The following is a 13,754-nucleotide window of genomic DNA, read 5'->3' as shown; positions in this document are numbered from 1 at the left end:
GAAAAGATTGAAAGTTGCATATGAAAGGTAGTAATCTAAGGTATGATGAAGTGAGAAGAGAAAGGGAATACATAATGACTAAAATGTTATATTTTATAATCATGGTTTCATTTTTAGATACATTTATACAATTGCCAATTATTACACCTTATGCACTTGAATTAGGTGCGTCAAATTTATTAGCGGGTGGAATTGTTGCGATATATTCTTTGACGAATATGATTGGGAATATTATAGGTGGGCATTGGATTGACAGGTTTGGGCGTAAAAGGATGTTGTTTACCGGCATGCTATCTGTATCGGTCATTTTATTATTCTATCCTTATGCACAGTCAGGAGAACAACTATTTGTCATTAGGTTCATTCACGGGTTGGCGGGTGGTGTTTTAATACCTGCAGCTTTTGCATATGTAGGTGACCAAACGAGTAAGCGTACTCGAGGTAAAGCGATGGCATTGACGGGCGCATGTATTGGAACAGCAGCTATAATTGGACCTGCGATTGGTGGGATTATGGCCGCAAGATCAAAGGTAGATTATGTTTTCATCTTCATTGCGATTTTATTTTTTATGACTAATTTATTATTATTAAAATTTGTAAAAGAATCATTTTCGAAAGCAGACAGAAATAGTGTATCAATCAAACACTTTTTGCCATTATTGAAAGATTCATTACTATTACAAGCTTCATTAGCAGCATTTGCGCTTATGATTAGTAATGGAACGCTGGCATTTGCTTTGCCTTTGAAAGTAGCTGAAATGGGCTTGACGTCCGAAACAACGGGACTTTTACTAAGTACATTTGGTATTGTGGCATTGATCGTTTTTCTAACACCATTAAATAGGATGTACGATCACTTTGAACCAATTTCTTTGGTAGTTATTGGACTATGTCTGATCGCATCCGTGCACCTTATGTTAAACTTTACAACTAATATTACAATTGGCTATTTATTAATGACGGTCTACGGAATTGGTTTCGCACTTGTCTTTCCTTCAATGAATAAAATTGTTGCGGATGCTTCATCAAAAATTGATCGTGGAAAAGCTTATGGGATATTTTATGCATTCTTTTCTTTAGGCGCTGTCGTAGGGTCGTTTCTTTCAGGGCTTGCGGCTGAAGTTATTGGTCTTCCTTTTTCTTCAAGTGCGACGATTATGTTTTCTATAGGAATCTTTTTACTGTACAAGTCTAAGAAAAATCAAAAAATTACTAATTAAATCTTCCTGCATCTATTTTTCTCTGTCCAATAACATAGTATCTACTAGTTACTGAATATCAGAGAGGTGGAGGGACATGTACTACTATTATCCCCAACAGATGAGTAATCAACAAAAGCCAAGGATAATGACTATCACAGGTGTCGGGGAGCTAAGTCTAGAACCAGATATCGTAGAGATTCAGTTTGAGGTCGTATCTGAGAACGAACAACTGAGTCTTGCGCAGCGCGAGAATAACGAGTTTATGAATAATGTTATTAATGCATTAGGGCAATTAGGAATTGATCGACCTAATATTAAAACGATTTCATATCGTATTTTCCCACAATATGATTATATTGATGGGAAACAAATTTTTAAAGATTATAAAGTTACAAATGCAATTTCTGTTAAAATTAAGGATATAGCAAATGCTGGAAATGTAATTGATGTGGCTGTCGAAAATGGCGTGACCGACGTTTCAAATATTCAGTTCAAAGTTGAGAATGAACGAAAGTTTTATCTAGATGCATTGAGTTTGTCTTTAGAAAATTCTTTAGTTAAAGCTGAAAGACTCGCAAAGACAATGGGGTTACGGCTGGATCCTCATCCTATTAAAATTAATGAAGAGTATAGGGGAACAGGGCCGGTTGCTATCGCAAGATTATCTTCAGAATACACTTCCACACCAATTGAACAAGGACAATTTATTATTCGAGCGAATGTTGAAGTACAATATCGATATTAAGCAATAAAAAGACCGCAAATTCGTAATTGAATTTGCGGTTTTTTAAATACAAATTTGTAAATGCTTACAAATAAATCGCAGTTAGTTTTAACATATTAATAATAACTTTAAAGTTATCATATAAGATACTGCTTTTATAAGTAGTCGTATTATAGTAGAGTTAAATTGTGAGTTTATTTAAGATTGGCTTTAATATTCATTTGATTTTACATACATAATAATCGTATTTACTAGAATGGAGTGCAGATGAAGCTATCGAAACTAATTTAGAACATCTAATCGTTTTTAATAATGGATTACATTATCGTGAACATGGAAAATCAAATGATAGGATGATTCTCTTTATACACGGCGGGGGTGTTGGCGGATGGATGTGGGACAGGCAAATTAAATATTTTAATGATTATTATTGTCTAGTTCCTGAACTCTTTGGACGACAGCTCGATGGGAATGACGAATTATTTTCTATTACTTCCTGTGCCGCAAAGATGCTTGAACTTATACAAGATAAAGCGAAGAATAGGGAAGTCATAGTTGTTGGATTTTCAATAGGTGCACAAATAGCGATTGAAATGGTAAGTCAAAGACCTGACCTGATTAGCTATACGATGATCAATAGTGCATTAGTGCGCCCAATACCGTTTATGGCAAAAATGATTCGACCGATTATTGCTATGACCTTTCCGTTAGTTCAAATTCGGGCGTTTGCTAAACTACAAGCAAAATCTCTAGCAATTGGACCAGATTATTTTGAACAATACTATGAAGAAAGTTGTCGTGTAGAAAAAGAGGAGCTTACTTATATTTTAGTGGAGAATTTGTCATTTCGTATTCCTGCTTCTTTTCCGTCTGTTCAAAGTAAAATTCTTGTTACAGTTGGTGCTAATGAAAACCGTGCCATGCGTGAATCCGCTAAAGACTTGAAACGTATCAATCAAAATTCTAAGGGTATTGAGATTCCGAACATTGGCCACGGGTTACCTTTCACTGATCCAGATTTGTTTAATCGCTTACTTGAAGCATTTATAGTGGAAAATGATTTAATACTTATATTGAATAGGGCTGTAGGTATAGATTGAAAGTAAAATTGAATTCACAAAGTAGAGGCTTGACTTATAAAGTTAAACTTCAAATAAAAAAACATTCGATATGCATTAGAGGCCACTGAAAAACTTACGTTTTTAAATTTGTAGTAAATCTCATAGAAAAAAGAGCCGATTCGTTCGATTTTGAACGAATTAGCTCTTTTTTCTTTGCTGTTTCTTACTCTGTATCTTTCATTAACGTTATAATCCGTTTAAGATTGACCGCAAAAATGGTCATGGCACCTTGCATTCGCATGCCAAATAGACCCGCTGATTTGGCTACATCATACCCGTGTCTATGTTTTAATTCACTATTCTTCGCTTCGATTTTATAACGAGATTTGGCTTTGACTTTAAATTCATCGCTATTTTGAAACGCTTCTTGATCTTTATGTTCTGTCGATTTAATCGTTACCGAGTAAGTTTTACTTTTCGCACCTTCTTTATAACAACCTTGACGAAACGGGCAGCTTTTACATTTATTAATATCAAAATAATAGGTTTGACATTGATTTCTCTCTACATTTTTCTTTTGAGTACGCGCTTTTCTAATCGCCATGTGACCGGCCTTACAAACATACATCCCTGCATCTTTATTAAATTCAAATTCCTCTTCCTTCGTACGACTCCCTTGTGTAATTTGAGGGTGTAATTTTGACACCAGTTCAAGTTCATTTTCCTTGGCATAAAGAATATTATCTTTTCCAGAATAAGCTGTATCCCCAAGCACTGCTTCAATTTCCATGCCTGTTTCCTGACTTTTTTCAATTAAATCTTGAAGGTATTTCCCATCACTTTTTTCTCCAGTTGTCACAATCACAGCTGTAATCAATCGTTCATCATTTATTGCAATATGTGTTTTGTAGCCAAAGAAAGAGGAGTCTGCTGTTTTATGACCTACGCGTGCATCTAGATCCGTTGAGAAATCGAGCCGTTCTGTATAATCTTCTACAACTTCCTTTAATACATTTAACTTCTCTTTGACGGTTGGAATGTTTACAAGGTGAACCTCTTTTTCAATTACTGAAATCACTTTTTCACAATAAGCCAATTCATCTTCAACTTCGTTGGAAGTTGTTTTCGTTGGGAACTTTTCTTTCATGGTTTCATCGAATTAATACACAGTTTTACGTACATTTTTGGATTTTTCCATTAAAAATTATTTCGGTGATTTTTGGTTATATCGCGCTTTTGTATGCGTGGCGTCTACAATAGTCGATTTACTTTTGATAAGCTCTTTTTCAAGTGCAATTTCAACTGTCTTTTGAATGAGTAAGTCTAATAAATCCAAGTCATTTAGACGTAGCTTGCGAAATTTCGTTAAGGAACTGGGATCAATGACTGAAGCCTCTGGTGCCATATCAAGAAAGTATTTGAAAGACATATCGTACTTAGAGCGTTCGACAACATCAACATCTGATAAATCAAAGATTGATTTAAGTAATAAATATTTAAACATGCGAATCGGCGGGACTGCATTGCGACCGTTATCGTGACAATATTTACTTTTCAATTCCTCTAAAACAAAGGAGTAATCTACAAGTTCATTTATTTGACGCAGCATATTATCTTTTGGTACAACGATATCGTAGATGGCTATATATGGGCTAAGATTGAAGGTTTCTTGAGTAGGGATCATGGGACCACCGCCTGGAATTAGTCCTTTTATTATACAATAAAACAGCGATTCATTTTCGATTTAATCGAAAATGAATCGCTGTTTAGTGTTTTATAGTCTGGTTTTTAGCATACTCCGTTGATTGTAGCGGAAGATGGCGACTCCTACGGGATGAAGCGGGACAGGCGAGACCCCACAGGAGCGCAGCACAGGTTTTCGCGACGAGGAGGCTCACCGCCCGCCCCGTGGAAAGCGTCCATCTGTAGCGGAAATCAACAAATTCTAGAAAATCTCAGGTGAAGAGGACTTTTTCAGTGACCTCTATGCATTATCGAATGTTTTTTGTCATTAATTTTTAATAATAGAGTAGGTGAAAGGTCATGACTTGCCGATATATTGGTGAAACGCGCTCATATATGCGGCAGAAGCGACGATATATGCACAAATTAACTTGATAAAAGTGTGAAACTGTCTGATATAATCACTAAGTAGTCTGATATATTTCTATATAATCAGAAAATCACGTCCCTCTATCTATTTTTCGATTCATTAAAAATATTTATCGGAATTCCATCACCATTATCAATTAATTGTTGTGAAGCAATTTCATTTTCTGAAGCTTGCTTTTGAATGTGTATTTGTTCAGGAGTTAACTCTAAAGTAGTATCTGAGACTTCATCATCTGCAACATAATCACCTATATGCATCTCAGCAGATAGGGTATGATTATTATCTAACTCATTTATTGATTCTAGATATGCTTGCGTATTATTGTTGTTTTCAATAACCACATTATCAACAATTAAGTTTGAACCGATATTTGGGTCTACATTATCATTATGAAAAAAAGTTTGTGTTTCAGGAAATAGATCACCATATTCGCGGTCTACGTAAAGTAAAATACCTCCATCCATTACTTCTGAATAATAAATAGAAGCTTCATCTTCACTAAAGCCCATATTCGTAAAAGCGCCCATTACTGGCTCATCTCCACTTAAAAACGACTTAAAACGATCCAACCAATTACCTTCTGGGGGTCTAACGTCTACATCGGTTAATCCTCTTAGTAATGAAATAGTACCCTCATTCTGGGTTACGATATAAATATCATTGTCCGTGAAACCATGAACCTTCAACTCTACAATTCTATTCAATACTTGATCCTCTGATTGAAAAGTTCCTACAAAGTTTTTATCCGCCATTATTATTGCCTCCTAATAGTTTTTGTTATAACAACTTAGTGATGGAATACCCCACTTTTAAGAAATCAAACAGTGGCGTCGAACTTGAATCGTTTATTATCAAATATATGAGTTGGTAATTTATAAAAATCTGAAAACGCTTTTAAATGACGAAAGTACTCGTTTCATGAGATAATGCACTAAGAATGTGAGGATGATTACAAATGAGTTTTCAAGATTATCAATTAAGTAAAGAAATTATAAGAGCACTTGATGGGCTTGGTTATACTGCGCCTACCGAGGTTCAACAAAAAGTGTTATCTCCTGCTTTAAAGAAAAAAGACCTTGTCGTTAAATCTCAAACTGGGAGTGGTAAGACAGCAGTATTTGGTATCCCAATATGTGAAATGGTAGATTGGGATGAGAATAAACCGCAAGCACTTATATTAACGCCTACACGTGAACTTGCCGATCAAGTGAAGGAAGACATCACGAATATAGGTAGATTTAAGCGTATTAAAGCTGCAGCTGTATACGGAAAGCAGCCATTTAATTATCAAAAGGCTGAACTTAAGCAAAAGTGTCATGTTGTTGTGGGAACACCAGGACGTGTAATAGATCATATAGAACGCGGAACATTTGTACTAGATGCTATTCAATATGTTGTACTTGATGAAGCTGATGAAATGCTAAATATGGGATTCATCGATCAAGTGGAAGCCATTATTAATCAATTACCAAAAGAGAGAATGACGATGTTATTTTCAGCAACATTACCGAGCAATGTTGAAAAGCTTTGTTTGAAATATATGCATGATCCACTTCATATTGAAATTGCTTCCACAGAAACGTTGACGAATCAAATCGAGCATTCCCTATTCGTTGTTGCGGAGCAACAGAAATTTAAATTGCTACGTGATGTAACAATTGTAGAAAACCCGGATAGTTGTATTATCTTTTGTCGTACAAAAGATAATGTGGACAGTGTAACAGAACAGCTTGAAAAGCAATTTTACACATGTGATAAATTACATGGGGGAATGCTACAGGAAGATAGATTCTCTGTCATGAACGAATTTAAACGAGGTGAGTTCCGTTATTTAGTTGCAACTGATGTGGCGGCACGTGGGATAGATATTGATAGTATTACGCATGTTATTAATTATGATGTACCTTTAGAAAAAGAAAGTTATGTGCATCGTACTGGGCGTACAGGGCGAGCAGGGAAGACAGGAAAAGCAATTACTTTTGTTACACCTTATGAAGACAAGTTCCTAGATGAAATTGAGTCATTTATAGGCTTTCAAATAGACAGAAAAAATGCACCGACTTCACAATATGTAGCTATAATGAAGGATGCATTTACTGAGAAGATGGAAAAAATACCGAAAATTAAAAAAGATAAGAGCGAGAGTCTAAACAAAGATATCTTAAAATTATACTTTAATGGTGGGAAGAAAAAGAAGTTACGTGCTTTCGATTTTGTAGGTACAATTACAAGCATATCAGGTATAACTGCTGAGGATATAGGGATTATTAAAATCCAAGACACAGTTACTTATATTGATATTTTAAACGGTAAAGGACCTATTGTTTTAAAGGAAATGAAAGAAAAAACAATAAAAGGTAAGTTATTAAAAGTTCATATAGCTAAAAAATAATCTTGAAAAAGTATCAAATTGTTGATTGATTATCTGTTCAATTGATTGGTGGAAAATAAAATAAGGCACGAAAAAGACCGCTAATTTATTTAGCGGTCTTTTAAATATTCATCTAAGAGCATAATTAATTGTTATAAACAAAATAAAAACAACAATTACTTACTATTAACTTTCATATATTCTTTATTATTGCTATAATGCAAATAAATAGTCTGAAAAGAGTGATAATATGATAGAATCATTAACAAGAGTTGGATTTGACGAAATAGACAGAAAACTACTAGACATTCTTCAAAAAGAAGCGAATATCAGCAATGTTGAACTGGCACGAAGAGTGAATCTTTCTCCACCAGCAACACATACGAGAATTAAGCGGCTTGAAAGTGAAGGGGTAATTGATCAATATGTAACATTGCTGAGTAAAGAGAAACTTGGCTTTGATCTAGTATGTTTTATTTTAGTCAAAACAACTTCTCATCAAAAAAAAGAAAATGAACAGATTCAAAAATTGATTTGTGAAATGCCAGAAATACTGGAATGCCACACAATTACAGGCGAATATGATTATATGATCAAGGCGGTGATTAAAAACAGTAAGGATCTAAAAAACTTTGTGGCAACGAAGTTAAGCTCACTTCCAGGTGTAATCGGTATTAACACAACTTTATCGTATGAAGAAATTAAGTCTACTACTGTTTTACCAATTATGGAACAAAATAATTAGTATAGCTAAAGGAGTGACTACTAGATGAATAATTCTACGAAGTCTGTATGGGGCGGAGAAGAAAAATCTTTAATCGCTGGAGCTACACAAGTGCCAATTGTTTCAAGTGTCGTTTTCGCTTATGATGATGTGGAAAAATGGTCAAATGTAATCTTAGGTAAAGAAGATGGATATATTTATGGACGGTATAAAAATCCTACTGTCGAGGTCTTTGAAGAAAAAGTCCGAATACTGGAAGGCGCAGATGCATCTGTAAGTTTTGCAACAGGGATGGCAGCAATTAGCAATGCTTTATTTGCTCTATTATCACCCGGCGATCGAATAGTCTCTGTAAAAGATACGTATGGAGGAACAAATAAACTTTTTATTGATCATTTGCCGAGGTTTGGTATTGATGTGACTTTATGTGATACGACTGACCATGAAGCCTTAGAAGTAGAAATTAAAAAAGGTTGTAAAGTTCTATATTTAGAGACACCAACAAATCCAACGATGAAACTAGTTGATATTGGTAGATTGTCCAAGGTGGCGCGTCAGGTTGGGGCAATTGTTATTACAGATAATACGATGGCTACACCGATTAATCAAAATCCATTACAATTGGGCTCAGATTTAGTTCTCCATAGTGCTACGAAATATTTGGGAGGACATGGCGACGCTCTTGGCGGAGTCATTTGCGGCAATGAAGAGTTACTTAAAAAAATATATGAGTACCGCATGATCAATGGAGCACCGCTGGATCCGAATGCAGCTTACTCTTTAATCCGCGGTATGAAAACGCTTCAAATCAGAATCGAACGACAAAATGAAAGTGCAATGGAAATTGCGCGCTTTTTAAAGAAACAGCCGCTCGTAGAGAAAGTATTTTATCCAGGGTTAACAGACGACCCTTCACATGAGCTGGCAAAAAAACAGATGAATGGATTTGGCGGTATGTTGAGCTTTTCATTAAAAGGTGGATTGGAAGCTGTCTATGAGTTTTTGCCACGCCTACGCTTTGCTCATTTAGCTGCCAATCTGGGGGCCGTGGAAACGACAGTCGGTCCCGTTCATACAACAAGTCATGCTGAATGTACTCTTGAAGAACGGGAAGCGATGGGGATACCAGAAGGGTTAATCCGTTATTCAGTTGGAATTGAAAACGCTTCTGATTTAATAACAGATCTCGAAGAGGCTTTTAAATATATTGAAAATAATATAACTGTTAAGTAATAGTTTGGTAGCCCAGTAACGTCATCCTCTTTAATTTGGATGGCGTTATAATTACACTCTCTTAATAAATATTCCTAGCATTATTTCATATTCTAACGCAGTTTTGCATTATTAATTCCCTGAATAATTGAAAAACTGGAGGGGTTTTATGTTGGATATTATAAATGGAATAAATGATTTGTTATGGAGTTCATCCTTAGTATATGTCATCTTATTTGCTGGAGCAATGTTCACAATTTTAACTCGCTTTTCTCAAGTACGTCATTTCAAAAATATGTTAAAAATAATGTTTCGCGGCAAAAGTTCAAAAACGGGTATTTCTCCCTTTCAAGCATTTACCCTAGCTTTGTCCGGCCGTATTGGAACGGGTAATATTGCAGGGGTGGCTACAGCAATTGCGCTAGGGGGTCCTGGAGCTGTCTTTTGGATGTGGGTTACTGCCATAATGGGGGCGGCAGTTGTTTTTGCTGAATCAACACTTGCTCAAATATTTAAAGTGAAAAAAGATGGCCAATTTCGAGGCGGACCTGCCTATTATATAGAAAAAGGTACAGGAATGAGATGGCTTGGAATCCTTTTCGCTATCTTACTAATTATCTCTTTATCTATTTTTGATGCAGGATTGCAAGCAAATACAATTGCATTAAGTCTTGAAAACGCTTTCGGGATGAATCGCATCGTGACAGGATTGCTCATCGTTGTATTACTGGGTTTTATAATCGCGGGTGGTGTTAGACGCATTGCTAGCTTTGCACAAGTCGTTGTTCCATTTATGGCCTTAGCTTATATAATAGTTGCGATTGTAATAATGATTCTCAATATAGATGCAGTTCCAGGCGTTTTTGCACTTATTGTTAATAGTGCGTTTGCCTTAGACTCTACATTTGGAGGTTTAATTGGTGCTGCCGTAGCCTGGGGAGTAAGAAGAGGTATTTATTCCAACGAAGCCGGTATGGGGACAGGAGCACATGCTGCAGCATCAGCTGAAGTTGACCACCCTGTTGAACAAGGATTAGTACAAGCTTTCTCTGTTTATATAGATACTCTTGTAGTTTGCTCAATTACTGCATTTATTATCTTAATATCTGGCATGTACAGTGTTGAGGATTCTGATGGGAACTTTATCATGAATAATGTTGGGCAAGCAGAGAATTCCGCATTCGCACAACTTTCGGTTGAACATGCTTTGCCAGGTTTCGGATCTCCGTTTATTGCTATTGCATTATTTTTCTTTGCATTTACAACTATAATGGCATTTTATTTCATGGCGGAGATCAATATTACCTATTTAATGAAGGAAAGAAACCCTAAATGGGCATTAAGGATTGTCAAATTAATGTTTCTAATATCTGTGTTTGTTACTAGTTTATGGACATCTGATACTGCTTGGATAATGGTTGATTTTGGACTTGGAATTATGACCTGGATAAATATTATTGTCCTTATCTTTTTAATTAAACCAGTATTAGCCGCTTTAAGAGACTATGAACAACAATTAAAAACAGGGAATAAACTGTCATTTGATCCTATAAAATTAGGTATTAAAAATGCGGAGTATTGGGAAAACAATAATGATAAGTCCGAGGATTAGGACATGAAGAGAATCATATAAAACTGAAATGTTTTTAATGTTACTTTACTGTGACGACCCGCACGCACGGACCTGTGAGAGGCGCATGAATTCATTCATGCGCCTACTCTATTTTCGTTGTTCGGTTTGGTGGCCAATTCGACATACTAATCCGATAACAATAGTATTTCTGTTAGTTGAAAAATCGGGTTTATTCAAACTAACATAAAAATTTTACCTATATGCACTAATTCTGTTAAATTGATAATAGATGTTTTTTTTTTCGCTTTAGTATGGTATTCTTCGTTAGTGCCATTATAAAACTTCCTCTCATTATTAGTCTGATAACCTCAATGAGAAGCGAAACTTTATAATGTCATTTTATTGCCTGAACTTTTTAGTCCTAAAATTTTTTGTCCAATTACGCTTAAATAATTAATGATCGCAGGTTTATTGTAAGTAATTTATGGAGTAACTAATTAGGATAGGATGGTCTTATCATTCCCACACATTATAGTGGGATTCATTACAAGAAAACATGTTTTTTGTACATATGTTTCGAGAGGAAATTGTTTTTTATGGTATCAAAAGAAAAAAGATTCCGTCTAGAAATAGAGGGAGTAAGAGGAATTGCAGCTATACTCGTTGCAGTCTATCATATTTGGCTAAATCGAGTTTCTGGCGGAGTAGACGTTTTTTTCATCATTTCGGGATTTTTAATTACAACTTCTATATTCTCTATGTATCGACGGACGGGTAGAATTCAAGTTTTTGAATACATAATTAAACTACTAAAACGGCTTATGCCTACTGCTTGGTTCATTGCGTGTAGTACGTTTATTATTAGTTTTATATTAGTTCCTCCACATACAAGGCCCCAATTTTTTAATGAGTTCATTGCGTCTCTTTTTTATTTTGAAAACTGGCGACTAGCTTTTGACTCAGTTGATTATTTAGCACAAAATAACGAGGCTTCTCCCTATCAACATTACTGGGCACTTGGTATTCAATTTCAATTTTATCTAATTTGGCTAATTCTATTTAAAATTGGACTTCTTATAAAATGGCTATTTAAAAAGGTTGATTTTTATAAGATTATTTTTACGTCTCTCATACTAGTTGTAATCACTTCATTGACGTATTCAATTTATTTGACTAACGTTAATCAACCTATTGCTTATTATCAAACATTTACACGTGTTTGGGAGTTTGGACTAGGTGGAATTTTAGCGATGACCATTCATCTTGTTAAATTGCCTAAAGTTGTCGCTTGGGTATTCGGGTGGCTTGGATTAATTGGAATATTAATCGGTGGAATCATTTTTCAAGTATCGACGGTCTTCCCGGGTTACGCAGCGTTATGGCCAACAATGTCGGCTGTACTAATTTTGCTTGCTGGCAACACAAGTACTCGCTTTAGTGCATACAATATTCTTGCTTCAAAGCCACTTGTGTCTTTTGGTAAAGTATCTTATGCCTTTTATTTATGGCACTGGCCGGTTTTAGTTATATTTTTATCCTATTTTGAACGTGGAACAGTTTCTATAAAAGCAGGACTTATTATTATAGCGTTGTCTATCGCTTTGGCTTACTTTACCATCTACTTTGTTGAAACACCTATTGTTAAATTGAAATCAACTACTAAACAAACTGCTTTGGCTATTATAAGTGTCACCGTATTGGCAAGCGGAGTACTTACGGTCTATTACCAAAAAGTTATTCCGAATCAAAAAATAGTTAGTGATTATGGTGTTCATCCGGGAGTTCTTGCTAATCAAGTTAATGATTTTCCATATTATTATGATTCTGAAACTGTTTTACCTGATTTAAATGACGGAAGACTTGATATGTCAGATGTATATGAAAAAAGTTGTTTTCAATCGAATGGTAGAATCGCTATTTTAGAATGTGAATCTGGTTCGATTGATAAATATGACTATACAATTGCACTCGTTGGCGGATCACATTCTGCCCATTGGGAGCCGATGTTGACAGAATTTGGAGAGAAAAATAATGTTCGTATTCAGACGATATTAAAAGCAAGTTGTCGCTTTTCAACAACAGATACTATTAATAATCCTGAGTGTGTTGATTGGTTTGAACTTGTATCGGAACGTCTTCTTGAAGATCCCCCAGATTTAATTGTTACAATTGGGGATATTTCAGGAGCAGAATGGAAAGTAGTTCCTGATGGTTTTATAGAAGCTTGGAAGATTTATGAAGAAGCAAATATTCCTTTATTTCTTATTCGAGATACGCCTCGTTTTCCAAAAATGATTCCGAAATGTCTTCGGGAATCAGAAGGTAATGGAATTGAGGCCTGCAAATTTCGACGCGATGAAATTATTCTAGAGCCTAGTGCACTTGAAAGTGCTCCTTATCTTCCAGAGGGTGTAAATACAATTGACGTTACAGATTCTATTTGTGATGATGATTATTGTTATCCAGTTGTTGGAAATGTAGTTGTTTCCTTCGATAACAATCACATTTCAGCAACACTTTCACGTACTTTTGCTTCTGTATTCGAGAAACCATTACTGAAAGCTTTAAAAGAAAGCGAATCATTTAAAATGAAAAGAGATAAGTGAGTGGAATCTGTTATTAAATATAAAATTTTTATACACAGACGCTGATACACTAAATAACTCATCCGAGCCACTAGCTCACGGATGGGTTATTTTGGTTTATCGTTAAATAACAATATAGATACGACTAGCGCAGCAAAAATATAGCTGATATCTACTTTCAAATCAAAT

Annotated in this window: 9 protein-coding genes and 1 pseudogene; 8 read left to right on the top strand and 2 right to left on the bottom strand. The window is 35.3% G+C overall.

Features of this window, described 5'->3' with window-relative positions:
- The first annotated feature begins 74 nt into the window (after positions 1 to 74).
- From AC3RV6_RS12965 to AC3RV6_RS12955, 3 genes are all read left to right on the top strand, one after another.
- Complete coding sequence (locus AC3RV6_RS12965; protein WP_489746456.1) at positions 75 to 1,220, top strand: MFS transporter; 1,146 nt, start codon at positions 75 to 77, stop codon at positions 1,218 to 1,220.
- Between the two features lie 76 nt (positions 1,221 to 1,296).
- Complete coding sequence (locus tag AC3RV6_RS12960; RefSeq protein WP_489746455.1) at positions 1,297 to 1,947, top strand: SIMPL domain-containing protein; 651 nt, start codon at positions 1,297 to 1,299, stop codon at positions 1,945 to 1,947.
- A gap of 332 nt (positions 1,948 to 2,279) precedes the next feature.
- Complete coding sequence (locus tag AC3RV6_RS12955) at positions 2,280 to 3,026, top strand: alpha/beta fold hydrolase (protein ID WP_489746454.1); 747 nt, start codon at positions 2,280 to 2,282, stop codon at positions 3,024 to 3,026.
- A gap of 184 nt (positions 3,027 to 3,210) precedes the next feature.
- Here the strand turns inward: AC3RV6_RS12955 and AC3RV6_RS12950 are convergent.
- Together AC3RV6_RS12950 and AC3RV6_RS12945 are read right to left on the bottom strand one after the other, a co-directional pair.
- Positions 3,211 to 4,671: pseudogene (locus AC3RV6_RS12950) on the bottom strand (IS1182 family transposase).
- A gap of 509 nt (positions 4,672 to 5,180) precedes the next feature.
- Positions 5,181 to 5,852: a YflT domain-containing protein gene (locus AC3RV6_RS12945; RefSeq protein ID WP_489746453.1), complete on the bottom strand. Its 672-nt coding sequence runs from the start codon at positions 5,850 to 5,852 to the stop codon at positions 5,181 to 5,183.
- 203 nt (positions 5,853 to 6,055) lie between these two features.
- Here AC3RV6_RS12945 and AC3RV6_RS12940 point away from each other — a divergent pair, with 203 nt between their 5' ends.
- The 5 genes from AC3RV6_RS12940 (at position 6,056) to AC3RV6_RS12920 (ending at position 13,586) form a co-directional block, all read left to right on the top strand.
- The gene (locus tag AC3RV6_RS12940) at positions 6,056 to 7,492 is read left to right on the top strand and encodes a DEAD/DEAH box helicase (protein WP_489746452.1); all 1,437 of its coding nucleotides are present in this window, start codon (positions 6,056 to 6,058) and stop codon (positions 7,490 to 7,492) included.
- A 232-nt stretch (positions 7,493 to 7,724) separates the two neighbouring features.
- Complete coding sequence (locus AC3RV6_RS12935) at positions 7,725 to 8,216, top strand: Lrp/AsnC family transcriptional regulator (RefSeq protein WP_489749251.1); 492 nt, start codon at positions 7,725 to 7,727, stop codon at positions 8,214 to 8,216.
- Positions 8,217 to 8,240: 24 nt separating this feature from the next.
- Positions 8,241 to 9,428: a cystathionine gamma-synthase family protein gene (locus AC3RV6_RS12930; protein WP_489746451.1), complete on the top strand. Its 1,188-nt coding sequence runs from the start codon at positions 8,241 to 8,243 to the stop codon at positions 9,426 to 9,428.
- A 148-nt stretch (positions 9,429 to 9,576) separates the two neighbouring features.
- On the top strand, positions 9,577 to 11,019 hold the full coding sequence (locus AC3RV6_RS12925; protein ID WP_489746450.1) for an alanine/glycine:cation symporter family protein: 1,443 nt from the start codon (positions 9,577 to 9,579) through the stop codon (positions 11,017 to 11,019).
- A 557-nt stretch (positions 11,020 to 11,576) separates the two neighbouring features.
- Entirely contained in the window at positions 11,577 to 13,586 is a 2,010-nt protein-coding gene (locus AC3RV6_RS12920) for an acyltransferase family protein (protein ID WP_489746449.1), read from the top strand.
- Positions 13,587 to 13,754: the final 168 nt, after the last annotated feature.

The sequence above is a fragment of the Sporosarcina sp. So3-204 genome (assembly GCF_058068165.1).
The sequence above is the reverse complement of the archived record's forward strand: the minus strand, read 5'-3'. Positions and strand labels throughout refer to the sequence as shown.

Excerpts from the sequence above, each read along its gene's own strand:
- AC3RV6_RS12965 (WP_489746456.1), top strand. The coding sequence starts at position 75 with ATGACTAAAATGTTATATTTTATAATCATGGTTTCATTTTTAGATACA.
- AC3RV6_RS12960 (WP_489746455.1), top strand. The coding sequence starts at position 1,297 with ATGTACTACTATTATCCCCAACAGATGAGTAATCAACAAAAGCCAAGG.
- AC3RV6_RS12955 (WP_489746454.1), top strand. The coding sequence starts at position 2,280 with ATGATTCTCTTTATACACGGCGGGGGTGTTGGCGGATGGATGTGGGAC.
- AC3RV6_RS12945 (WP_489746453.1), bottom strand. The coding sequence starts at position 5,852 with ATGGCGGATAAAAACTTTGTAGGAACTTTTCAATCAGAGGATCAAGTA.
- AC3RV6_RS12940 (WP_489746452.1), top strand. The coding sequence starts at position 6,056 with ATGAGTTTTCAAGATTATCAATTAAGTAAAGAAATTATAAGAGCACTT.
- AC3RV6_RS12930 (WP_489746451.1), top strand. The coding sequence starts at position 8,241 with ATGAATAATTCTACGAAGTCTGTATGGGGCGGAGAAGAAAAATCTTTA.
- AC3RV6_RS12925 (WP_489746450.1), top strand. The coding sequence starts at position 9,577 with ATGTTGGATATTATAAATGGAATAAATGATTTGTTATGGAGTTCATCC.
- AC3RV6_RS12920 (WP_489746449.1), top strand. The coding sequence starts at position 11,577 with ATGGTATCAAAAGAAAAAAGATTCCGTCTAGAAATAGAGGGAGTAAGA.